The sequence below is a fragment of the Actinomadura sp. NPDC048955 genome (assembly GCF_040649435.1).
GTDB classification, from domain to species: Bacteria; Actinomycetota; Actinomycetes; order Streptosporangiales; family Streptosporangiaceae; genus Spirillospora; species Spirillospora luteofluorescens.
Genome location: NZ_JBEZJI010000008.1, coordinates 61207 through 83104 on the forward strand (window position 1 = coordinate 61207; position 21898 = coordinate 83104).

The 21898-nt window shown below is 70.8% G+C and carries 21 protein-coding genes; 13 read left to right on the forward strand and 8 right to left on the reverse strand.

The window, feature by feature from the left end; translation table 11 throughout:
* Position 1 precedes the first annotated feature (1 nt).
* Positions 2-970: a TIGR03557 family F420-dependent LLM class oxidoreductase gene (locus AB0C84_RS10885; protein ID WP_258941493.1), complete on the forward strand. Its 969-nt coding sequence runs from the start codon at positions 2-4 to the stop codon at positions 968-970.
* A gap of 50 nt (positions 971-1020) precedes the next feature.
* Here the strand turns inward: AB0C84_RS10885 and AB0C84_RS10890 are convergent, their stop codons facing one another.
* Positions 1021-2301, reverse strand: a complete 1281-nt coding sequence (locus tag AB0C84_RS10890; RefSeq protein WP_361063893.1) for a M14 family metallopeptidase — start codon at positions 2299-2301, stop codon at positions 1021-1023.
* A gap of 701 nt (positions 2302-3002) precedes the next feature.
* On the opposite strand from AB0C84_RS10890, the gene AB0C84_RS10895 reads away from it, so the two are divergent.
* The gene (locus tag AB0C84_RS10895) at positions 3003-3497 is read left to right on the forward strand and encodes a hypothetical protein (RefSeq protein ID WP_338740871.1); all 495 of its coding nucleotides are present in this window, start codon (positions 3003-3005) and stop codon (positions 3495-3497) included.
* 103 nt (positions 3498-3600) lie between these two features.
* Here AB0C84_RS10895 and AB0C84_RS10900 read toward each other — a convergent pair whose 3' ends face one another.
* Complete coding sequence (locus AB0C84_RS10900; RefSeq protein WP_361063897.1) at positions 3601-5874, reverse strand: PA domain-containing protein; 2274 nt, start codon at positions 5872-5874, stop codon at positions 3601-3603.
* A gap of 128 nt (positions 5875-6002) precedes the next feature.
* Here AB0C84_RS10900 and AB0C84_RS10905 point away from each other — a divergent pair, with 128 nt between their 5' ends.
* Positions 6003-6941 (forward strand): helix-turn-helix domain-containing protein, encoded by a 939-nt coding sequence (locus AB0C84_RS10905; RefSeq protein ID WP_361063900.1) that lies wholly within the window; start codon positions 6003-6005, stop codon positions 6939-6941.
* 314 nt (positions 6942-7255) lie between these two features.
* The gene (locus AB0C84_RS10910) at positions 7256-8188 is read left to right on the forward strand and encodes a hypothetical protein (RefSeq protein ID WP_361063902.1); all 933 of its coding nucleotides are present in this window, start codon (positions 7256-7258) and stop codon (positions 8186-8188) included.
* Positions 8189-8279: 91 nt separating this feature from the next.
* Here the strand turns inward: AB0C84_RS10910 and AB0C84_RS10915 are convergent, their stop codons facing one another.
* Both AB0C84_RS10915 and AB0C84_RS10920 read right to left on the reverse strand, forming a co-directional pair.
* Positions 8280-8603 carry a DUF397 domain-containing protein gene (locus AB0C84_RS10915; RefSeq protein ID WP_361063904.1) on the reverse strand — a complete coding sequence of 108 codons (324 nt, stop codon included), beginning with the start codon at positions 8601-8603 and terminating at the stop codon, positions 8280-8282.
* On the reverse strand, positions 8600-9397 hold the full coding sequence (locus AB0C84_RS10920) for a helix-turn-helix transcriptional regulator (protein ID WP_361063907.1): 798 nt from the start codon (positions 9395-9397) through the stop codon (positions 8600-8602). Before AB0C84_RS10920 ends, AB0C84_RS10915 begins: the two co-directional genes overlap by 4 nt.
* Positions 9398-9799: 402 nt before the next feature.
* On the opposite strand from AB0C84_RS10920, the gene AB0C84_RS10925 reads away from it, so the two are divergent.
* The 7 genes from AB0C84_RS10925 (at position 9800) to AB0C84_RS10955 (ending at position 15875) form a co-directional block, all read left to right on the forward strand.
* Complete coding sequence (locus AB0C84_RS10925) at positions 9800-10114, forward strand: hypothetical protein (RefSeq protein WP_361063910.1); 315 nt, start codon at positions 9800-9802, stop codon at positions 10112-10114.
* The gene (locus tag AB0C84_RS10930) at positions 10111-10308 is read left to right on the forward strand and encodes a hypothetical protein (RefSeq protein ID WP_258941502.1); all 198 of its coding nucleotides are present in this window, start codon (positions 10111-10113) and stop codon (positions 10306-10308) included. Before AB0C84_RS10925 ends, AB0C84_RS10930 begins: the two co-directional genes overlap by 4 nt.
* Before the next feature lie 123 nt (positions 10309-10431).
* A complete protein-coding gene (locus AB0C84_RS10935) occupies positions 10432-12015 on the forward strand; it encodes a BBE domain-containing protein (protein WP_361063913.1) in 1584 nt (527 codons plus the stop codon).
* Between the two features lie 145 nt (positions 12016-12160).
* A complete protein-coding gene (locus AB0C84_RS10940; protein WP_361063916.1) occupies positions 12161-13414 on the forward strand; it encodes an alpha/beta hydrolase-fold protein in 1254 nt (417 codons plus the stop codon).
* A gap of 31 nt (positions 13415-13445) precedes the next feature.
* Entirely contained in the window at positions 13446-14003 is a 558-nt protein-coding gene (locus AB0C84_RS10945) for a hypothetical protein (protein ID WP_361063919.1), read from the forward strand.
* A 115-nt stretch (positions 14004-14118) separates the two neighbouring features.
* A complete protein-coding gene (locus AB0C84_RS10950; protein WP_361063922.1) occupies positions 14119-14925 on the forward strand; it encodes a VOC family protein in 807 nt (268 codons plus the stop codon).
* A 143-nt stretch (positions 14926-15068) separates the two neighbouring features.
* Positions 15069-15875 (forward strand): VOC family protein, encoded by an 807-nt coding sequence (locus AB0C84_RS10955; RefSeq protein ID WP_361063925.1) that lies wholly within the window; start codon positions 15069-15071, stop codon positions 15873-15875.
* A gap of 15 nt (positions 15876-15890) precedes the next feature.
* On the opposite strand, the gene AB0C84_RS10960 is transcribed toward AB0C84_RS10955, so the two are convergent.
* Complete coding sequence (locus AB0C84_RS10960; protein ID WP_361063928.1) at positions 15891-16571, reverse strand: TetR/AcrR family transcriptional regulator; 681 nt, start codon at positions 16569-16571, stop codon at positions 15891-15893.
* Positions 16572-16661: 90 nt separating this feature from the next.
* Positions 16662-17420, reverse strand: a complete 759-nt coding sequence (locus AB0C84_RS10965) for a DUF1932 domain-containing protein (protein WP_361063931.1) — start codon at positions 17418-17420, stop codon at positions 16662-16664.
* Between the two features lie 80 nt (positions 17421-17500).
* On the opposite strand from AB0C84_RS10965, the gene AB0C84_RS10970 reads away from it, so the two are divergent.
* The gene (locus AB0C84_RS10970; protein ID WP_361063934.1) at positions 17501-18121 is read left to right on the forward strand and encodes a GntR family transcriptional regulator; all 621 of its coding nucleotides are present in this window, start codon (positions 17501-17503) and stop codon (positions 18119-18121) included.
* A gap of 109 nt (positions 18122-18230) precedes the next feature.
* Entirely contained in the window at positions 18231-20276 is a 2046-nt protein-coding gene (gene fusA, locus AB0C84_RS10975) for an elongation factor G (protein WP_361063937.1), read from the forward strand.
* Between the two features lie 46 nt (positions 20277-20322).
* On the opposite strand, the gene AB0C84_RS10980 is transcribed toward fusA, so the two are convergent.
* Together AB0C84_RS10980 and AB0C84_RS10985 are read right to left on the reverse strand one after the other, a co-directional pair.
* Positions 20323-20757, reverse strand: a complete 435-nt coding sequence (locus tag AB0C84_RS10980; RefSeq protein WP_361063940.1) for a DoxX family protein — start codon at positions 20755-20757, stop codon at positions 20323-20325.
* Positions 20754-21686: a hypothetical protein gene (locus tag AB0C84_RS10985; RefSeq protein ID WP_361063943.1), complete on the reverse strand. Its 933-nt coding sequence runs from the start codon at positions 21684-21686 to the stop codon at positions 20754-20756. Before AB0C84_RS10985 ends, AB0C84_RS10980 begins: the two co-directional genes overlap by 4 nt.
* Positions 21687-21898 lie beyond the last annotated feature (212 nt).

Sequence of the window (21898 nt, forward strand, 5' to 3'; positions counted from 1 at the left end):
CATGGAATTCGGATACACGCTGCTCTGCGAGCAGACGCCGCCCAAGCAGCTCGTCACCGACCTCGTGGAGGCCGAGGAGGCCGGATTCGCCTACTCGGTGATCTCCGACCACTACTTCCCGTGGCTGGAGAGCCAGGGCCACTCCGCCTACGCCTGGTCGGTGCTCGGCGCGCTCGCCCAGGCCACCCACCACATCCCGCTGATGACGTTCGTGACCTGCCCGATCATGCGCTACCACCCGGCCGTGGTGGCGCAGAAGGCCGCCACGATGGGCGTGCTGTCCGACGGGCGCTTCACGCTCGGTCTCGGGGCGGGGGAGAACCTCAACGAGCACGTCATCGGGCGCGGCTGGCCGTCGGTGGACGTCCGGCACGAGATGTTCGCCGAGGCCGTGGAGATCATCCGCGCGCTGTTCGGCGGCGGCTACGTCAACTACCGGGGCCGCCATTTCAGCGTCGACTCCGCGAAGCTGTACGACCTGCCCGACGAGCCCGTCCGGATCGGCATGGCGGCCTTCGGCGGGCGCGCCGGCCGGCTCGCCGCCGAGCACGCGGACCTCCTCATCTCCGACCAGCCGGTCCCGGAGGTCGTCGAGCGCTTCCACAACGAGGGCGGCGCCGGCAAGCCCGTCTACGGTCAGATCCCCGTGGCCTTCGGTCACGACTATGAGGAGTGCAGGCAACGCGCCCACAGCACGTGGAAGTTCTCCGCCCCGGGGTGGAAGGTGATGGCCGAGCTGCCCGGCCCGGTGAACTTCGAGGCCGCCACGAAGACCGTCCGTCCGGAGGACGTCGTGGAGTCCGTCCCCTGCGGCGACGACGTGGACGACTACGTCGAGGCCGTCCGGCAGTGGGCCGACGCGGGCTTCACCCACATCTCGTTCTGCCAGTCCGGGCCCGAGCACCAGAAGGACTTCCGGACCTGGGCGGAGGCCGACCTTCTGCCGGCCCTCCGCGAACGTTTCGGCTGACACGCCGGGCCCGGTCCGTCGCGGGCCGGACCGGACCGGCGCGCCGCCCGTCACTGAGCGCAGTACTGGCTCTGCTTTCCGATGGCGCGGTAGGGGCAGTCGGCGTAGTCGGTCAGGCGCAGCAGGGCCTCGCGGCTGCGCTGGACCTCACCGGCGATCGCGGACGGCGCCGGGTAGAAGCTGCCTCCGGCCAGCTCGAACGTGAACGAGAAGATGCGCTGCTGGCCCCACGTGTAGTCGTCCGTGGTCCCGTCGGTGATGTACAGGTCGCTGGACTGCTCGGGCGCGAAGCCGTTCGTTCCGGCCAGTTCCCGGCCGATGGTGCGGTGGGCGGCCTCCTCGTCGGCGGACATCGAGCCCGGGACGGTGTTGCTGTAGGTGTAGCCGAACGGCCACAGCACCAGTTCCGCGTCCGAGTGGATGTCCAGGAACATGCCGAGCTGCTGCTTGCCGCCCACGACCCGGCTCCGCACGAAGTCGGCGAGGACCTTCGTCTCGGTGGCGGACTCGGGGCCGGTGCCCCGGTAGGTCTCGCTGGAGCCGTTGCCGGACGAGCCGCCGCAGCAGCCCCACTTGTAGGCGAAGTTGCGGTTCAGGTCCGTGCCCGTGGACGTGGGGTTGGGCTGGCGGTTCTTGCGCCACATCCGGCCCGGCTGGGTGTCGCTGGTCATGTCGTAGACCTGGCCGTCCGGGTTGACCATCGGCATGACGTAGATCTCGCGGGAGTTCACCAGGTTCGTGATCCGGCTGTTGGACCCGTACCCGGTGGTGAGCTGCCCGATGTAGTCGAGCGCCTGCTCGGCGGTGAGCCGCTCGCGCGCGTGGATATTGGCGATGATCATGACTTCGGGCTCGTTCTCGTCGGTCGCCACGTTGTCGCTGATCTTCACGCCGACGATGTCGCGGCCCTGGTAGGACTTGCCGACGACGAACTGGCGGGCGATCGCCGGGTGGGCGGCGACGACCGAGTCCACCTCCTGCCGCATCTCGGCGAACGTGTGGTACGACGTCGCCGCGGTGCTCGGCGCCGCGCTCGGGTTCGCGGTCTGGACGGGGGCCGGCCGCACGGCGAAGCCGAGCCGCCGGATCGCCCTGACCTCCGACGGGATGGCGCTGACCTCCACCCCGCCGGCCCGGACGGCGTTGATCGCCGCTCCGGTCCGGGCGACCTGGCTGCGCTGCTGGCCGGTCCGGGGACCGGTCACGACGTACTGCCCGGCGGTCTCGGGGCCGGGCGCCGACGCGACGGACGGCGCGGCGAGCCCGGCCAGGGCCAGCGCCAGCGCCGCCGGGACGGCGAGCAGGGAACGCAATCGGCGGGAGCTTGTCATGACGGGGTACCTGCCGTTCGGCTCAACGCGCCCGCTCGTCGCGCGGCGGGGTCTCCTGCGGGACGCTCACGGACGCTCGCGGTCCCGTCACGATGGACCGGAACCGCCCGCCTGACAATGGCCTCCGGCGGGGACTTCCGGGCGGCTCCGTAAATCCGGAGTCGCGAAGAATCGCCAGATCAGAGATACCGGGCCGCCGGAGTCCGAAGCGGGTTTCAGTGCCGATCAGAGTGGATGTGAAATTTCACAGCCGGCCGGGCGCCCCTCTCAACTTGGTTCGCCGGCCGCGCTGTGTAACCGGTTCTCGCACATTTCGCCCCGACGTTCGCCGCCGTTGCCGGAGAGGGTGGGGCTGATGGGGCGGGACGAGCACGCCGATCGCGAGTATGTCTGTATCCTGCATGGATAGCGACTTACGGACGTTCGAAACGACGCTTTATGATCGGTGTCATCGCGAGATAACGGAAGAGTCGTGTCCGGGTATTGACCACTCTATGACCTTTGTCTATGGTCTGCGTTAGAACGCGTTCTACTCCGGTTGGAACCCATGTCGAGGGCGACAGGGCGGTTCCCCGGCCCGGTCCCTGATTCGCGGCGGCCTTCCCACCGGCCATGGGCGGAGCCGTGCATGGATCAACGGACCTCCCACCCCACCCTTCGGGTGCAGGCGCGACGCCCACCGTTCGAAATGAGGACCCCCCTTGTCTCGCACCACGAAGCTCGCCGCGGTCGCCTCGGCCGCGGTCGCGGCCACCGCCACCGCCACCGTCGCCCTGACGGCCTCGCCCGCCCTGGCCGTCAACACCGGCTCGTTCACCGCCACCCTCAACGGCACCATGGTGATCGACGCGGGAGTCCCGGCCAGCTGCACCAGCTCCGTGCTGAAGGGCACGGTCCTGTCGGGCGGCGTCAACGCGTCCTACACGTCCGCGAGCGCCGGCGGCTGCGGGGTCACCGTCACTCCCGGGGCCCTGCCCTGGAGCGGCACCTTCAGCGGCACCACCGTCAAGATCAACAACTTCTCGATGAGCGCGATCGGCTGCACCTACGGCGGAACCCTGACCGGCACCGCCTCGGCCACGAACTTCCCGTTCACCGCCACCTTCACCAACCAGGTCGTGCCCAAGACGAGCGGCAGCTTCATCTGCCCGGCCTCGGCCAAGATCACGGCCAAGTACGACTACGCCCAGCCCTGATCCCCGCGGGGGCGGGTCCGGCCCTGACGTCAGCCGGACCCGCCGCCCGTGCCGTGACCCCGGCCGCGCCGCCGGGGTCACGGTGTCCGGTCGTACCGGCCCGTCAGCGCAGCTCGTAGGCGCGGACGGTCTCCTGGGCGACCGCGTTGCCCCGCTCGTCCTCGGCGGTGACCCTCAGGGACACCGTCCCCTTCCCGTGGAGGCGGGCGACGCCGTTCTTCAGCGGGACGCCCGTCCAGGTCCTGCCGTCGTCGAACGACGTCTGGAGGGCTAGGCGGCGCAGCGGCGCGGACGAGCCGTCCTGGTGGCGAACCGTCAGCCGCAACGTCTTGGAGCCGGTCCGGTTCCGCAGGTCGAGCGCCGCGTCGTAACCGACCTGGAGCAGCGGAAGGGGCGTGACGTCGGTCGTGTGCGCGGAGCGGAACGTCCAGGACGTCTTGGTCCGCGTGGACAGCCGGGCCCCCGGGGCGTTGTTGGCGAAGTCGTACTCGACCCGGTATCCGGCGTCCTCCGGTGTCGTCGCCAGCACCCCGCTCGCCTTGTAGGCGGTCTGCGCGATGAGTTCGTCGTCCCGGTAGACACGGAAATCGGTGGCGAAGCCATTCGGGAAGGAGCTGGAGTAGGCGTCGGAGAAATTCCGCGCCGCGTCCGTCATGCCGACCCGCAGACGGATCTGGTCACCGGCGCGGACGATCGGTGACTGCGCACTGATCCCGCCGGTCAGCGGAGCCTTGCCCCAGCTGTGCGCGATACGCTGCCCCGCCCTGTAGGGGGACCATTTCGTTTCGCCGAGCACGAAGTGGGGCGTGTCCGGGCCGGGGAAGGCGTTGTTGTAAGGCTGCTCCGGGGTGATGGCCATCGCGGACCACTGCGTTTCCGGATCTGCCGAGACGTATTCGACGCGCGTCCGCGGAGTGCCGGTGACCGGTCGGCTGTAGGCGAGGGCGAAGTCCTCCCAGGGGCGCTTGCTGTAGCGCGCGGCGGTCATGGCGCCATCGCCGTGGTAGGCGTTGTCGATGCGCGCCAGATCCCGCGTGCGCGCGACATGGTTCAAGTTCCTGGAGATCTGCCCCTTCTCCGGAAGTAGCAGGTCGTACTGGTACGGGCTGTCCGTGATGCCCTTGGCCGTCACCGTTGCCTTCCCCCGCAGTACGGCCCGGCCTTCCTCATGGGACAGGCGGACGGTCGGGACCTTCAACTGCGTCCCGTAGCCGCCCGGATCGTCGTTCACGCCCGGCTTGTCGTTGTAGACGGCGACCATGCGCGCCCCGGCCTTGGCGGCCCTGGCGACCTGCTCGGCGACGGGCACGCCGTCCTCGCGCTGCACCAGGGCGAGCCGTCCGCGCAGGTCGGCACCGGGTTCGTCCCCGTCCGCGACCCGCATGGCCGCGCTGCCGCCGAGGCGAGGGAACTGGTCCGAGGTGTCGCTGAAGTAGGCCGCCGGATAGTACTCGGGGTGCAGGGTCCGCCCGCCCGCACGCATCGTGATCGCGGGCGCCTCCAGCCGCCACCGCGTGTACGTCTCGAACGTCCCGGTGCGGACCTTCGCGGTCGGCTGGAGGAACACCCGCTGCTCCAGCGTCGCGCCGTCGCCCATGTAGACGCCCTCGTCCACGGCCGGCCCGTTCGCGGGCCCGCGCGTCCACATCAGGTGGCTGATCGCGCCCAGGCCGGGCGCGGTGGCGTGCTCGGGCGTGCGGACCGTCACCTCCTCCGCCTTGCGCGCGTCGAGGACGATCTCGGTGTCCCCGGTGATCTCGATCTCCGGGTAGCCGACGAGGCTGTAGTTGAGCGGCTTGCCGGGACCGGTGCTCGGCGCCCACGACGGCATCGTCTGCACGACGCCCATGACGGAGTACGTCCCCGGGACCAGCCGCACGCAGTTCGCGTCGTTCCAGCGCTCGTCGGTGCAGGGCGCGTCCGGGTCGCCGGGCAGCGGCCGGTGCGCGTTGCCGATCGAGGCGTCCTTCACGTTCAGGAAGCCCGCCGTGCCGAGGCCGGGCCGCCCGTCCCGCGCGATGCTCCTCACCCGCACCGTGACCAGCTCACCGGAGGCCTTCGGCTCCGGCGCCGCGGACCGCCGCCGCTCGTGCAGCGCCGTCACGTTGTAGCGCTCGGGGTCGTCGGCGAGCCGGTCGTCCGGGACGACGTACAGGTCGCCCCCGCTGTGCCGGACGGAGAACGCGGGGGAGCGCCCGGCCGCGGCCGTCACGGCCGTGCCCTCACCCCCGACGTGCACCGTGTCGCCGGTCGGCAGCGTGACGTCGTAGGCTCCGGCCTCCGCCCGCAGAGCGGACGCAGGCCCGGCGTCCGCCGCCGCCGGCGCCGCGAACGCCAGCGCGCCGAGACCCAGGGCCGCCGCGGTCCTCAACCACATGGCCATCCCTCCCCAAAAGTGGATCTTGATTGTCGGGTCGGCCGCCGCGGCCGGGCCAGGGAAGACGCTGGCGGCTTCCGCCATGGCGGGAACCCGTCAAACGGACCGGGAAGCCGTACATTTAGGACGTGTCCGATTCGCCGCTCCTGGAGGGACTCGGGGTGACCGCCGCCGAGGAGGCGGCGTACCGCGCCCTGCTGCGGGAGGGCCCGTCCACCCTCGCCGACCTCGCGGCGCGCCACGGCGCGTCTGTCGCGGCACTGCGCCGCCTCCTGCCGCGCCTTGAGGACCTCGGCCTCGTGACCCGCCTGGCCGGGCGCCCGCTGCGCCTCCTCGCCACCCCTCCCCATGTCGCGGTGGAGGCCCTCGTCGCCAGCCGCCAGGAGGAGATCGCCCGCAGCCGCGCCGCCATCGGCCCGCTCCTGGCCGAGGCGGCGCCGCACCCGGAGGAGCTCGTCGAGGTCGTCAGCGGCCGGACGGCCGTGTCCCGCCGCTACCTGCAACTCATGAACGGCGCCCGCGAGGAGCTGCTCGTCCTCGTCCAGCCTCCGTTCGCGACCGACGCCACCGTGTCGAGCGACGAGCAGGAGCGCACCATGCGCCGCGGCATCGCGGTGCGCGGCATCTACGGCCCCGAGGCGCTCGACGAGCCGCACGCCCTCGACCACGTCCGCCGCGCCGTCGCGTCCGGCGAGCAGGCCCGCCTCGGCGCCGTCCCCATCAAGCTCGCCGTCGCCGACCGCCGCACCGCGATGCTGCCGCTCACCTCGCAGCACGCCAGCTCGGTCGACAGCTCCCTGGTCGTCCACCCGTCCGCCCTGCTGGACGCCCTCGTCTCGCTCTTCGAGGCGCTGTGGCGCTCCGCCGTCCCGCTCCCCGGCGAGGACGCCCCGGACGACGCCGTCCTCGCCCTCCTCGCCGCGGGCCTCACCGACGACGCCATCGCGCGCCGCCTCTCCATCAGCACCCGCACCGTCCAGCGCCGCGTCCGCGACCTGTGCGACCGCCTCGGCGCCCGCACCCGCTTCCAGGCCGGCGCCCTCTACACCCACCACCAGGACCGATGACACCCCTCGGTCCGGAGTCGTGCGGGGGGAGCAGATCGGCGGTCCGGCTGACGATCTGCCTCCGACGTCGCATCCTGGATCGTGACGCGGGTCGCTCACTGTGAGGCCATGCCCGGTTCGCCGCCCGCCCTGCACCATTTCCTGGTTTATCGACCGGTGTAGTTGATAAATCCGCACCATCCCGCACGGTCCCTCTTGCCGGTTTCCACAACCGGTGGTCGATCGCTCCCCGAGCGGCGGCCACCGGTTCGCGGAACCGGTGGCTCGTCGCTCGCGGAGCGCTCCGGCCTCTCACAACCTAGAGGGGCAGGACTATGTCCTCTTCACTCGACCTCCGCCGGCCGTTCGCCGGCAGGGGTTACGTCGTGGCGAGCCTGGTGTCGTCGGGCATCGGCTACGCCTTCACCACGAGCTTCCTCGCACTGGAGGTGGCGGCACCGATGCAGGCGGTCGGTGCCCTCGCCCTCTGCGTGCTGATGCTTCTTACAGGACGGTCTCCGTTCAGGCGGTACCAGCGGCCCATGTGGTGGCCGATCGCCCGCCTGACCGGGGGGAACGCCGCCGTCGCGGTCCTGTACCCGTTCGCCGTGCAGCGCCTGAACCTGGGCACCGTCGCCGCGGTCGTGGTACTCGGCTACCTCTCGGTGGGCTTCAAGAGGATCTGGCTCTTGAGGTCCACCGCGTGGGGATTCAAGCACCTGTGCGGGCGCGCGCTCGTCGCGGGTGGAATCGTCATGCTCAACTGGCCCCTGCAGGGCGGGATCGTGGGCTTGCTGTGTGCTTTCGGCAGCGCATGGTGCGTTTGGAACACGGTCACCGTGCTCGGGACGATGAAGGACCACGGACTGGCGGACCAGGGCGCCACGTTCGCCAACCTGCTGTCGGCGCCGGTGCTGTTCGCGCTGGTGTTCCTGCTGCGGGGCGGTGACTGGGTGTCCCGGGAGTTGTTCCTCGTGGCCGGGCTGGCAGGTCTGCTCACGCTGATGCTGCCGGTCCTCTTCACCAACGCCGCGCTTCGCCGTATCTCGAAGCTCGACGTCGGTGTCATGCAGTCGCTCTCGACGCCGGTCCACGCCATGGTGGCGCTGGTCGGCGCCGCACTGGGGCGGCTGCCGTCCGACCAGCGGCTCTCCTTCCCGGATTGGGCCGCCATCCTCCTGATCGCCGGCGCCGCCTTCGGAGTCTCCTCTCTCAAGGAGCCCTCCGGCGGCGCGCTCCGCGTCGGGACCCAAACCAGCGGCAAGTGACACGCCGCTGACCCGCAACGGCGGAGAGGACCACCCTTTCCGCCGTTGCACCTCCGCCGCGCCCGCCCTCCGTCCGGAACCCGGAGGTCGATCAGGCCAGGTCGAGCTCCCCGGCCTTGACCGACCGCGTGAAGGCGGCCCAGGCGGCGACGCCGAAGGTCAGCTTCGGCCCCTCCGAATCCTTGGAATCCCGCACCCCGACCACCGGAGAAAGGTCGGCCACCTCGACACAGTTGCCGCCCTGATGGTCGCTGTAGCTGCTCTTGCGCCACAGACTTGCCACTTCGACGCAATCACCGCCGCTATGACCGCTGTAGCTGCTCTTACGCCATAGAGTTGCCACTTCGACGCAGTCGCCACCTTCGTGTCCGCTGTGGCTGCTCTTGTGCCACTCGACGGTCTGCCAGTCGTTCATAGGCTCTCCATCACCGTCTTTATCATGGTCCGTGACTCCTTGACGGGGAGTGCGTGGCCTCGAAGTAGATCCCAGCGTACGACTTTGTCTCTTACTCTGGTAGATCTCTCGATGAGAATGCCCTCACCTGCGGACTCTGTGTAGGCAAGATCAGGCATGTCATCGAAGCCCAGGATGGTGAAGCTCCCCTCAAGGCCAGTGTGATAGCCGGCACTGCTGGGGATGACCTGCAGCATTGTGTTGAGTCTTTCGGATGCGTCGAGCAGCGAACGGAGCTGTTCTCGCATTATTTCGGGGCTCCCCACAACGCGCCTCAGCACGTACTCGTCTAATACGAGCCACGCGTGCGGAGGGTTGTCACGAGTCAGAACCGTCTGCCGTTCCATGCGCTTCGATGTCAACTCGGAAGCGTTGGTTCCATCGGTGGCTGTGAGGATCGCCCGGGTGTAGTTCTCGGTCTGGAACAGACCGTTCACGAGCAGAGCACAGAAAATGCGATACGAGATCGCCTTCTTCTCTTCTTCCAGATATTCAGGGAACCCTGGCGGTAGCACGAACTGGACTTCGATGTCCTTGGCGAGCTTCCAAAGGCGGTAGAAGTAGCCGCCGGTCTTGAAGTAGGTATCGAGGTCCAAAGCGCTCTGCTCGGAGACCTTGCGGCCGCTCTCCATGGTGCTGATCCACTGGGGTGTGCAGCCCAGTGCGTCCGCCAGTTGCTTGCCGGTGAGTCCGCCATGCTCGCGCATGCGGCGGAGTTCGTTGCCGAAGAAGACGCGCGCTCGATTGTCGCTCATGAGAAGCCTCCGGAGGGTTAATCGGGGGGTCGGGTTGAGTTGATCTCGGGTGGGCTTGATCGGGGGTGCCGCGAGGTCACTACCGCACTTTTACCTTCACCGTGAGACTGGTCGCAAGTGTTTTCGACGTGAAGGCGGGCGGGGAGGTTTCGAGATGTCCAGGTCGTCGGAATCGAAAGGCTTTGCGACGGGGCGAATACCCCTGATGTCTGATTGGTTCGGCGAATTTTCGCGGGACGGGTGCGTCGCGCGGCGGCACACCATGCTGAGCCCCTATCAACTCCTTAACGGGTGCCTAGGGGAGGTCCAAGCGCGGGACACGGACGAACTGTGGTTGCTCTGCGACGCCCAGACGCGCCTGTTGGAACGGATCGCTCTCGCGGAGTTCCTGAGGGGGCGACCGTGAGCGTTCCGGAGCACGAGTCCCCGGCCGTCGAGTCGTACGTGCGTCTGCAAGTCCTGGGGATGCACCTCAGGGCGCACGGGTTCACGATCCACCACGTGGCGGGCGGGCTGGTCGTCCGCAACATGACGTCTACCGCGCGGAGCCGCTGCGGGGCCAGGGGAGTGTCCGGCGACACCATCACCTGCCGCCCGCGGGAGGAGGACGAGGGCCGCTACTGGTACTTCACCTCCTGGCGGCAGCCGATCGCCGAGGCCGAGCGGATCACCGACGCCCTGGTGATGATCAAGGGCTATCTGGGGGCCCCGGCATGAGGGCCGAGGACCGGGTCCGGAGGGCCGAGACGGCCGCCTACCTCGCCGCGCTGAGGCGCGAGTTCCCGGCGTTCGGCATCGTCGCCGACCCGGAACGTCCCATCTGGATGGCGGTGCGCGGCAACGACGTCTTCATCCGGGCCACCGACGGCCACGTCCTCCGCCGGAGGCTCCTGGAGCTGGCGAAACGGTGAGTCCCGCCCACGTGTGAAACCTCACCAAGATGCTAACTGTTCGTTACTGATCGACTACTTTGCGACATGGTGGGGAAGGGGTTCCCGCATCCCTTATCCGAGGTGTGTGGAGGCGATGCCCCGATGAGCGAGATCCCGACCCTGTCCGGCACGGCCGGCGCGTCCGCGGCGTCCGGGCTGCCCAGCACGATCGTCCGGTCCGGCGACAAGCGGTATCCGGCGCTCAGCCGCGGGTTCAACCAGCGGTGGATCGGCGAGCCCGAGTACGTGCGGCTGGTGCGGTCGCCGGAGGAGGCGCGGGCGGCGCTCGCCGAGGCGGTGCGCGAGCGGCCGGCCGACCCGCGGCGGACGCGGATCACGGTCAAGGCCGGCGGGCACTGCTACGAGGACTTCGTCTGCGGCTCCGACGTGCGGGTCATCCTGGACGTGAGCCCGATGTGCGGGGTGACCTACGACGCCGCGATGCAGGCGTACTGCGTGGAGGCCGGGGCGACGAACTGGCACGTCTACAGCCACCTGTACCCGATCAGCGGCAAGGCGCTGCCCGGCGGGTCGTGCTACTCGGTCGGGCTCGGCGGGCACATCCCGGCGGGCGGGTTCGGGCTGCTGTCGCGGCAGCACGGCCTCACCGTCGACTACCTCTACGCGGTGGAGGTGGCGGTCGTGGACGAGCACCAGAACGTCGAGCTGGTCGTTGCCCGGCGCGACGACGGCGACCGGTGGCTCCGCGACCTGCTCTGGGCTCACACAGGGGGAGGCGGCGGGAACTTCGGTCTGGTCACCCGGTTCTGGTTCCGGGGCCTGCCGCAACCGCCGAAGCAGGTGCTGTTGACGGCCCTCGCGTGGGACTGGAAGGACTTCACCAAGAACGAGTTCGCCGCGCTGCTGGAGACGTTCGGGGAGTACTTCCGCGACCACCAGGACCCGTCCACGGCGGCCGGGAAGCTCTTCGCGATGCTGAAGCTCAACCACGTCAGCAACGGCCAGATCGGGCTGCTGGCCCAGGTGGACGTCGACGACCCCGACGGGGCGAGGGCGATGACCGACTTCATCGTGGCCCTCGACGGGCGCATCGGCCCGGCGGCGAGGCCCATGCGCACGATGATGGGCGAGCACTTCGTGCACCTGGAGATCCCGCGCGTGATGCCGTGGCTGACCGCCACGCAGGCCCTGAACGCCAGCGGCGAGAACCGCTGCGGAAAGTACAAGTCGGCCTACCTGCGCAAACCGTTCACCGAACAGCAGGTCGACGCCATGTGGGCGTATCTCGGCAAAGAGAAGTACACCGACTACGTGAACAAGCAGGCGCTCATCCAGGTCGACTCGTACGGCAGCGCCGTCAACAGGCCGCTGCACAAGACGGCGGCGCGGCAGCGCGATTCCATTATGAAACTCCAGTACCAGGTGTACTGGACGCAGAATGACGCCTACGAGGACACGCACATCGCGTGGATCCGCGACATCTACAAGGCGACGTTCGCCGCGACCGGTGGCGTCCCCGTCGCGGACGGCGAGACCACGGACGGCTGCTACATCGGCTATCCCGACGCGGATCTGAACGACGGGCACTGGAACGGGTCGTCCCAGACGTGGGAGACGCTCTACTACAAGGACGCCTACACGAAACTCCAGGAGGTCAAACGGCACTGGGACCCGGGAAACGTGTTCCGGCACGCCCAGTCCGTCCGCCCGGGGAAGCCGGGGTAGCGGCGCGGGCCGGTAGCCCAGCGTCACGGATCATCTCGCCTTTATTGCATTCGCTGCCAATACTTGCGGCTGTGACGGCGGGGACAGTAGTTTCGTCGGGCGAGCGGAGCGTCGGGCCGGGCGTGGCCCGAGCGGCTGGGGAGTCATGAAGAAGCGTACCGACAGGAAGATCGCCATCGCGGGCACCGCGGCGGCGGCCGTGCTGCTGCCCACCGTCATGGTCGGCCTCGCGCAGGCCGGCGTGGGGGTCCCGAAGGGCAAGTCGGAGGCCAGCGGGAACTCCAAGCCGATCCCGTCGTTCGGCCCCGCGACGCAGCCGTCGGTCCCCGGCGGCGCGTCCGCCTCCCCGACGAAGTCGCCGGGTGCGGCGAAGCTGCCCAGCGTCCCGCTGAACAGCAACCCGTTCCGCACCGGCCAAGGGTCGCCGAGCCCTGACGACCCCGACAGCAACACCGGCAACCGCGGCAAGAAGCCGCAGATGCCGTCCGGCTCGGCGCCGGGCAAGTACGCCAAGGCCCCCGACGGCGCCGCCATCACGGGCGTCAAGAAGATCAGCTCGCGGATCTTCGACGTCACGATCGCCTCGCCGGCGCTGGGCGCCGCCGTGAAGACCCGCGTGATGGTCCCCAAGGGCTGGAAGGCCGGCGCCACCAGGTCGTGGCCGACCGTGTACGCCTACCACGGCGGCAACAACAACTACCTGTCCTGGACCAAGGACTCCAACATCGAGCAGGTCATCGGCTCCTACGACGCGATGGTCGTGATGCCCGAGGGCGGCTGGAACGGGTCCTACACCAACTGGTTCAACGGCGGGAAGGGCGGCATCCCCGAGTGGGAGACCTTCCACATCGGCGAGGTCATCCCGCTGATGGAGCGCAACTTCCACGCCGGGTCGGTGCGCGCCGCGATCGGCCTGTCGTCCGGCGGGCAGGGCGCCATCACCTACGCCGAGCGGCACCGCATGTTCAAGTACGCCGCCTCCTACAGCGGCGCGCTCAACATCACCGCCCCGGGCATGCCGGTCATCCTGACGTCCATGAACCGCGAGGCGGGCACCGCCATCTGGGGCGACCCGATCACCGCGCGGGCGAACTGGCGGGCGCACGACGCGACCGTCATGGTGTCGAAGCTGAAGGGCGTCGGCGTCTACGTCTCGTCCGGCAACGGGCAGCCCGGCCCCTACGACAAGCCCGACACCCCGCCCCACGACGCGGGACGCATCGGCGAGCAGCTCGCCGGCACGATGAACCAGAACTTCGTCGCGGCCGCGCAGAAGGCGGGCGTGCCCGTCACCTCCCATCTGTACGGGCCCGGCATGCACAACTGGAAGTACTGGCGCATCGAGCTGGTCCGAAGCTGGCCGACCATCGCCAAGGCCATCGGCGCCCGCAAGTCCTGACCGCCCGCACGGAGGCCCGGGGAGCGGCACGGTGAAGGGGTTCGCCCGGCGCGAGTTCCAGCTCGTGCTGCTGCGGCGCATGGCCGACTACCAGCCGGGCCTCGTCGAGGACGCGATGCGGTCGCTCGGCGCGTCGCGCACGGAGATGCGCGAGGTCAACGCCCGGTGGCAGCGCATCCTGCGGTCCCGGACGTTCCCGCGCGGCCGCCGCCGCTTCGAGACCGTCCTCGGCCCGCCGGCCGGGGCCGGGGAGCATCAGATCGGCGACGTCGCCTGCGAGGTGGCGTGGTGGCCGCCCTTCCCCCTGTGGCCCGGCCTGCGCTTCGAGATCATGATGGGCCCGGACGGCACGGTCATGCAGGAGTGGCTCGTCCGCGACGACGGCGTGCCGGTGCCGCCGCTGGAGACCGTGGACGACCTCGTCCCGTGGACGTGCGTCGTCGGCGACGTGGACGCCCGCTTCGGCGCGGTCGCGCACCAGGACGGCGAGGTCCCGAGCCGCTGGCACGCCACGCTCGCGGGCCCGGACGGCACCGCCCTGGTCGCACACTTCGTCTGGGGGCTCCTCCAGACGGTCGAGAGCGTCTGAAACGGTCCAACGCCCGGACGGGCCGCCGACATTGGGGTGATCTTAGGGATCCGCGTCCCCGGAGATTGCGCACTCGTCCATAACGTGGGGATATGCGAACTTTGGAGGGTAGGCGATGCCCGAAGTAACCGCATATGCCCCCGGATATCCCACCTGGGCCGAACTGGTCACCCCGGACGTGCGCGCGTCCCAGAAGTTCTACACCGAGCTCTTCGGCTGGTACGTCTACACGCTGGCGGGCGACCTCAACGACTACTCGATCTTCACCCTGGGCGGCGTCCAGGGGCCCGAGGTTGCCGGCATGCAGCCGCTCGCGGACGCCTCGATGGAGCCGACGTGGACGTGCTACTTCCGGACCGACGACATGCGGGCCACGCTCGACACCGTGCGCGCCATGGGCGGGCACGAGCTGAGCGAGCCCACCGACCTCTCCAACCTCGGCCGGATGGCCCACTGCGCCGACCCCGAGGGCGCCGACTTCGCCCTGTGGGCCCCCTACGACTTCCAGGGCGCGGGCGTCGTGGACGAGCCGTCCGCGATGTGCTGGATGGAGCTGGCCTCCCACGACGTCGAGGAAGCCCGCCGCTTCTACGGGGCCGTCTTCGGCTGGACGGCCGTCGACCGCTCCTACCTCGCGCCCGGCTACACCAACTGGAAGGTCGGCGAGTGGTCCGTGGCGGGCATGGTGCCGCTGGAGGAGTGGTGGCCGGCCCACTTCCAGCCCCACTGGATCCCCTACTTCTGGGTCGCCGACTGCGACGCCATGGCCGCGCGGGCGGCCGAGCTGGGGGCGGTCGTCCACATCCCGCCGACCGACATCAAGCCCGGCCGCTTCGCCGTCATGACCGATCCGTGCGGGGCGCGCCTGGCCGTCCTCACCCCGGCCGCCGGTTCGCGCCTCACCTTCCGTCCGCACGGCTGACAGAGGCTCCGCCCGCCCCGCCGGCCCGTGCAGACGCGGAGATTGGGGTGATCTTGGGGATTCGCGTCATCGGGGATTGCGCGGGCCTCCCTAGCCTGGAGGAATGCGCGCTGCAAGGGCGCTGCGATGCCGGAGGTGACCCGATGCCCGAGGTGACCGCGTTTCCCCCCGGCCACCCGACGTGGGCCGAGCTCGCGACCCCGGACCCGCAGGCGTCCGAGCGGTTCTACCGGGGCCTGTTCGGCTGGTACTCCTACACGCTGACCGTGGGCGACCTCGGCGACTACGAGATCTTCACCCTGGGCGACGTCCAGGGGCCCGAGGTCGCCGGGATGCAGGCGCTCGCCTACGACTCGGCGACCGCGTCCTGGACGTGCTACTTCCGTTCCGACGACCTCCCCGCCACGCTCGCCGCCGTCCGCGAGGCGGGAGGCCTGGAGACGTTGGAGCCCACCGACATCGCCGATCTGGGGCGGATGGCCCTGTGCTCCGACCCCGAGGGCGCCGACTTCGGGCTCTGGTACCCCTACAACCTCAAGGGCGCGGGCGTCGTCGACGAGCCGTCCGCGATGATCTGGGTGGAGCTGGCCGCCCGCGACATCCAGCGCGCCCGCCGCTTCTACGGGGCGGTGTTCGGCTGGAGGGCCGTCGACCGCGACTACTACGACTCCGTCTACACGCACTGGAAGGTCGGCGACCGGGCGGTGGCGGGCATGGTCTCCATGGACGAGCACTGGCCGCCCGGCTACCCCTCGCACTGGACCCCGTTCTTCTGGGTCGCCGACTGCGACGCGTCCGCGGCCCGGGCCGTCGAGCTCGGCGCCCAGATCCGCATCCCGCCGACCGACATCAAGCCCTGCCGGTTCTGCGTCGTCACCGACCCGACCGGCGCCCGCCTGGGCCTGGTCACCCCCACCACGGACGTCCTGGCCGAGCGCGAACGCCCCTGACCTCCGCCCGGCAGGTCAGCGGCCGAGGGGCCCGGAGCCGGGCGCGGGCGGCGCGTCCTCGGAGCGCAGGCGGCCGAGGAGCATCAGGACGAGCTCGTCGATGACCTCGTCGAGGGTGGCGTCCACCCAGCCGGCGGTCCAGTCGTGCAGGAGGCCGTTGATGCTGCCGATGAAGGCGGTCGCGGCGATCCGGTAGTCGCGGTCGGTGATCTCGCCGCGCCCGGCCGCGGCGGCGGCCTCGGCGCAGATGAACTCGACCCAGCGGGCGCGGCGGGTGAGGCGCTGGCGGTCCAGCCGGGGGCTGACGCCGATGATCTCGACGAACGCGATCCGGATGCGGGCCCGGTCGGCGGTGATGCTGGCGGCGTAGGCGCGGAACAGGTGGGCCGTGCGCTCGGCGAGCCCGAGGCCCGCGACGGACGGCAGCGCGGCCACGACGTCCCGCTCGGCGGCGTCGTTGACCTCCAGGTGCAGTTCGGCGAGGAGGTCCTCCAGCGTGCTGAACTCCTCGTAGAACTGGCGCGTGGACAGCCCGGCCGCCTCGCTGAGCGCCGCGACCGTGGTGCCGCGGTAGCCGGGGCCGCGGCCGAACATCTCCAGCCCGGCGTCCAGGAACCGGCGGCGCCGCTCGGCGCGCCGCTCGGCTGCGGACCGGCCGCCGTACCTGCCGGTCGGTGTCGCGCGCCTGCCCGCCACGTGGTTCCCTCCGTCCGTCCGGACGGCATCTTCCCGCAAATCAGTCCTGTGTCACACATCACCTCGCTGTGGTCTCGCTCACCGGGGCGGTCAGGTGGACAGCCGCCTCAGCAGGTCGCGGCTCGCGGCGGCCATCGCCGGGGGGATGTCCAGCTCCTCCAGCATGGCCGCGGCGGCGTCCATCTCGGCGGCGCGGCGGGCGGCGTGCCGGTACGTCCCGGCGACGAGCCGGTCCACGGTGTGCTCCCCGGCCGCCACCAGCTCCGCGACGATGTTCTCGTGCAGCCAGTCCTCGCAGCCGGCCGCCCGCGCCGCCTCCAGCGCCTCGACCACCGACCCGGCCAGCCCCTTGAAGAACACGCTGCGCAGCAGCTTGCGCCCGGCCGCCGCGCCCGCCTCGGCGTCCATCACCTCGATCCCGGCGCCGAACGGGGTGAGGAGCGCGGCGGCGTCGCCGGCGCCCCCCGCGCAGGCCAGCATCGGCGTGCGGAGCCCCCGGCCCGGCACCGGCGCCATGATCGCCACGTCGGCGAACGGGACGCCGGCCCGCCGCGCGAGCGCGTCCAGCTCCCGCTTCAACCCGGGCGACCCGGTGTTCAGATCGGCCCACACGGCGCCCCCGGCGGCGCCGATCCCCGCCGTGAGCGCCGCGACCGCGTCGTGCGCGCTGTTGACGCTCAGCACCAGGTCGGCCCCGGCGGCGGCGCCGGCCTCGCTCGCGGCCTGGACGATCCCGCCGGAAGCGGCGACGGCCGGGTCGTAGCCCCGCACCACCGCCCCCGCGGCCACCAGGTCGCGCGCGATCGCGCCGCCCGCCTCGCCCAGCCCGAGTACGGCGATCACCGTCATGCGTCCTCCTCCGCGGCGGGACGGTCCCGTGAACCGCTACCCTAGATCGAACCAAAATTGGCGACAATCCCGGAGACTCCGTGAGCGACGTGACGGCCGCGATCCGCGAGGCGATCCTCGGCGGCGAGTTCGTGCCGAACCAGCGGCTGGTCGAGGCCGACCTGTCGGAGCAGTTCGCGGCGAGCCGCGCCGGCGTCCGCGCGGCGCTCACCGTGCTCGCGGGCGAGGGCCTGGTCGAGCGCGTCCAGAACCGGGGCGCCCGCGTGCGCGCCGTCTCCCTGGCGGAGGCCGTCGAGATCACCGAGGTCCGGATGGTGATCGAGGGGCTGTGCGCGGCGAAGGCCGCCGAGCGCGCCGGCCCCGCCGACGTCGGCGACCTGCGGACGATCGGCGAGGAGATGCGCGCCGCCGTCGCGTCCGGCGACGTGCTCGGCTACTCCCGGCTGAACGAGCGCCTGCACCGCCGCGTCCGCGAGATCAGCGGGCAGCGGACCGCCTCGGGCGTCCTGGAGCGCCTGCGCGCCCAGAACGTCCGGCACCAGTTCAAGCTGGCCATGCACCCGGGCCGCCCCCAGGTGTCCCTGCCGCAGCACCTCGCCATCATCGACGCGATCGCGGCGCACGACCCGGACGCCGCCGAGCGGGCCGCCCGCGCGCACCTGCGCAGCGTCATCGAGACCCTCGGGGAGATCGCCTCCTAGCCGGAAAACCCTTCGCGCGCGCCCTCCTCCGGCCGTTACGGTCGGCCTGCCGCGCGGCACGATCTTGCCCTGCGGCGGTCGTCATCAGAGAGAACCAGGAGGATTCCCGATGACAACAACCACAGCCCTTGCTCTGACCAAGGTTCGCAACATCGGGATCATGGCGCACATCGACGCCGGCAAGACGACGACCGCCGAGCGGATCCTCTTCTACACCGGCGTGTCGCACCGCATCGGCGAGGTGCACGACGGCAACACCGCGCTGGACTACACCAAGCAGGAGCGCGACCGGGGCATCACCATCACCTCCGCGGCGACGACCTGCCGCTGGACCGTCCAGGACGGCCCCGGCGGCGAGCACACGATCAACCTGATCGACACGCCGGGCCACGTCGACTTCACGATCGAGGTCGAACGGTGCCTGCGCGTCCTCGACGGCGCCGTGGCCGTGTTCGACAGCGTCGCGGGCGTCGAGCCGCAGTCGGAGACGGTGTGGCGCCAGGCCGACCGCTACGGCGTGCCGCGGATCTGCTTCGTCAACAAGCTCGACCGCGCCGGCGCCGACTTCGCGCGCTGCGTCGACATGATCGGCGAGCGGCTCGGCGCCGTCCCGCTGGTCGTGCAGCTGCCGATCGGCGCCGAGTCCGGGTTCGAGGGCGTCGTCGACCTCGTCTCCGGGCGGGCGCACGTCTGGCCGGACGACCGGCACGCCGTGGTGGACGTCCCGTCCGGCATGGCCGAGGACGTCCGCCGCTGGCGCGGCAGGCTCGTCGAGACGCTCGCCGAGCGCGACGAGGAGGTCATGGAGCTGTACGTGGGCGGTGCGGAACCGTCGCCGGAGCAACTGCACGCGGCGATCCGCCGGCTCACCGTCGCCTCCGAGGCCACCCCGGTGCTGTGCGGCAGCGCGTTCCGCAACAAGGGCGTCGAGCCCCTGCTGGACGCGGTGGTGCGGTACCTGCCGTCGCCGCTCGACGTCGCACCGCCGGAGATCGGGGACGCCCTGGAGCTGACCCCGCTCTCCGCGCTCGCCTTCAAGATCGTGAGTGTCCCGCACCTGGGCCGGCTCACCTTCGTCCGGATCTACACCGGGCGGCTGGAGGCGGGCGCGAGCGTGCTCAACAGCGTCAAGGAGCGCAGGGAGCGGATCGGCAAGATCTACCGCATGCACGCCGACACGCGCGAGGAGATCGCGTCGGCGGGCGCCGGCGACATCGTCGCGGTGATGGGGCTCAAGCAGACCTTCACCGGCGAGACGCTCTGCGACGGCGCGCGCCCGGTCGTCCTGGAGTCCATGGACTTCCCGGCGCCGGTCATCGAGGTCGCGATCGAGCCGCGGTCCAAGGCCGACCGGGAGAAGCTGAGCACCGCGATCCAGCGGCTCTCGGAGGAGGATCCGTCGTTCCAGGTCCACGACGAGGAGGGCCAGACCGTCATCGGCGGGATGGGCGAGCTCCACCTGGAGATCCTCATCGACCGGATGCGGGAGGAGTTCCACGTCGAGGCGGGCGTCGGCCGGCCGCGCGTGGCCTACCGCGAGACGATCCGCGCGGCGGTCGACCGGGTCGACCTCACGCACCGCAAGCAGTCGGGAGGCAAGGGCCAGTACGCGAAGGTGCAGATCGCCGTCGAACCCATCGAGGACGGGTACGAGTTCGTCAACCGGGTCACCGGCGGGCGGATCCCGAAGGAGTTCATCCCCTCGGTGGACGCGGGCTGCCAGGAGGCGATGCGCTTCGGCGTCCTCGCCGGGTACGAGATGACGGGCGTGCGGGTCACGCTGCTGGACGGCGACTTCCATCCCGTCGACTCGTCCGAGCTCGCCTTCAAGATCGCCGGTTCGCTGGCGTTCGGCGAGGCGGTGCGGCGCGCGTCCCCCGTGCTGCTCGAACCGGTGATGACCGTCGAGGTCACCGCCCCCGAGGAGCACCTGGGCGCGGTGATCGGCGACCTCAACGCCCGGCGCGGCCGGATCGAGGGGACCGACGAGCGGGCCGGCGCCCGGATCGTGCACGCCCTCGTCCCGCTGTCGGAGATGTTCGGCTATGTCGGGCACCTGCGCGGCATGACGTCGGGCCGCGGGGTGTTCACCATGCGGTTCGCGTCCTACGCGGAGGTCCCGGCCGCGGTCGCCCGGACCATCGTCTCGGGCTGAGGTGAAGGGGGCCCGGCTCTCGCCGGGCCCCCTTTCCGCGCGCGGCTCAGGATCCGGACGGGGCCGCCGCCGGTTCGCGGCGGCGGCCCGCCAGCAGGGCGTCCAGCGCCCAGGCCCCCGGCCCCAGCACCGCGATCAGCAGGAACGCCCAGCAGAACAGCGCCGCGCTCTCGCCGCCGTTGCGCAGCGGCAGCAGCGCGTGCGGCTGGTGGACGGTGAAGTACGCGTACGCCATCGAACCGGACGCCAGGACCGCGGCCGGCCGCGTGAACAGCCCGGCCAGAACCAGCGCGCCGCAGACGAGCTGGATGAGCGCCGCCCACCATCCCGGCCAGACGGCGAACGCGACCGCGTGCCCGCCGCCCCGGTTGCCGCCGAGCACCCCGAACAGCGACGCCGCGCCATGGCACAGGAACAGCAGGCCCACGACGGCGCGGAACAGCGCCAGCACCGGTCCGCCCAGTCGGTCCGTCGGGATCATCCCTCGGTCACCCAGGCGTGCATGATGCCCATGACGTCCGTGAAGCCCTCGTCGGACGCCCTGTAGGACGCGGTGATCCTCAAGGTGTCGCCGACGCCGATCCGGCCGATCGGGGAGCCGCCGCACGACGGCATGCTCGACACCTCCGTCATGCCGTGGTGGTCGATGAACTCCGGCGTGCCGCCCTCCTCCGCCTCGCTGCGGCAGAGCAGCCGCCCGGTCGTGACGTCCTCGGTCCGCACGGCGACGCCGCCGTGGTGCAGGTGCCCGCGGACGTGCACGACGTCGCCCGACACGGTGGACCGCCACGTCCTGGACCTCTCGCTCGGCGGTCCGGCGGGGACGTCCCAGGTCGAGTCGGCGCAGCCGCCGGCGTCCAGCCACAGCGGGACCACCGGCCGGATGTGCGAGCCGAGCACCGGCTGGTAGGTGAAGGTGAACTGGACGTAGACGGTCTTCTCCTCGTGCGCGTGGTTCATCAGGTCGGCGAGGAGCGTCCAGCGGTCGAGGGGCGCCATCCGGAACCCGTAGCCGGCCGGGAAGACGCTTTCCATCCGCTCGTTGCCGGACGCCAGGACGCGCCGCGGCCCGCCGCACACGGTGTCCCACGCCGCCGAATTGAAGACGACGGCATGGTGCAGCATCGGCCCGGTGTTGATGTTGGCGTTGCTTCCGTCGGCGTAGACGAGATTCGGCTTGAACCCCGTGACGAAGCAGCTCTCACACGGTTTCGCCACGTCCACGGCGATCTGGTTCGGCAGCTCGCCGTGCTCGCCGTTCGCCGCCTTCGGAATGGTGTAGGGGCCGTACCGCAGGGTGACGGTCTGCGGCTGCGCCGCCGGTGCGGCCTGCGCGCCGGCCGGGGCCGGCACGGCGCCGGTGAGCAGCGCGAAGGTGCCGAGCAGCACGAGAAGCGTTCTTCGGGACAAGGGTGTCCTCCTTGGGGAGCGGCGCCGGGCGGGAACCGCGGCGCACTTTTCCGCATGCGGCGGCCGAGCCCTGAAAGAATGGATTCCGCTTCCTTGCGAAAAAGGCCGTCCGCGACGCCCACACAGTGAACGCCGCCCGGCCGCGAGTCAATTGTGCCGGGACACAGTTCGCGCCGATCAGCCGAATGAGCAGCGTTTTCGCCGAACCCGCG

What these genes read in the sequence shown, in the direction of transcription:
- AB0C84_RS10885 (WP_258941493.1), top strand. Translation starts at nt 2, where the DNA reads ATGGAATTCGGATACACGCTGCTCTGCGAGCAGACGCCGCCCAAGCAG.
- AB0C84_RS10890 (WP_361063893.1), bottom strand. Translation starts at nt 2,301, where the DNA reads ATGACAAGCTCCCGCCGATTGCGTTCCCTGCTCGCCGTCCCGGCGGCG.
- AB0C84_RS10900 (WP_361063897.1), bottom strand. Translation starts at nt 5,874, where the DNA reads ATGTGGTTGAGGACCGCGGCGGCCCTGGGTCTCGGCGCGCTGGCGTTC.
- AB0C84_RS10910 (WP_361063902.1), top strand. Translation starts at nt 7,256, where the DNA reads ATGTCCTCTTCACTCGACCTCCGCCGGCCGTTCGCCGGCAGGGGTTAC.
- AB0C84_RS10915 (WP_361063904.1), bottom strand. Translation starts at nt 8,603, where the DNA reads ATGAACGACTGGCAGACCGTCGAGTGGCACAAGAGCAGCCACAGCGGA.
- AB0C84_RS10920 (WP_361063907.1), bottom strand. Translation starts at nt 9,397, where the DNA reads ATGAGCGACAATCGAGCGCGCGTCTTCTTCGGCAACGAACTCCGCCGC.
- AB0C84_RS10930 (WP_258941502.1), top strand. Translation starts at nt 10,111, where the DNA reads ATGAGGGCCGAGGACCGGGTCCGGAGGGCCGAGACGGCCGCCTACCTC.
- AB0C84_RS10935 (WP_361063913.1), top strand. Translation starts at nt 10,432, where the DNA reads ATGAGCGAGATCCCGACCCTGTCCGGCACGGCCGGCGCGTCCGCGGCG.
- AB0C84_RS10940 (WP_361063916.1), top strand. Translation starts at nt 12,161, where the DNA reads ATGAAGAAGCGTACCGACAGGAAGATCGCCATCGCGGGCACCGCGGCG.
- AB0C84_RS10950 (WP_361063922.1), top strand. Translation starts at nt 14,119, where the DNA reads ATGCCCGAAGTAACCGCATATGCCCCCGGATATCCCACCTGGGCCGAA.
- AB0C84_RS10955 (WP_361063925.1), top strand. Translation starts at nt 15,069, where the DNA reads ATGCCCGAGGTGACCGCGTTTCCCCCCGGCCACCCGACGTGGGCCGAG.
- AB0C84_RS10965 (WP_361063931.1), bottom strand. Translation starts at nt 17,420, where the DNA reads ATGACGGTGATCGCCGTACTCGGGCTGGGCGAGGCGGGCGGCGCGATC.
- fusA (WP_361063937.1), top strand. Translation starts at nt 18,231, where the DNA reads ATGACAACAACCACAGCCCTTGCTCTGACCAAGGTTCGCAACATCGGG.
- AB0C84_RS10980 (WP_361063940.1), bottom strand. Translation starts at nt 20,757, where the DNA reads ATGATCCCGACGGACCGACTGGGCGGACCGGTGCTGGCGCTGTTCCGC.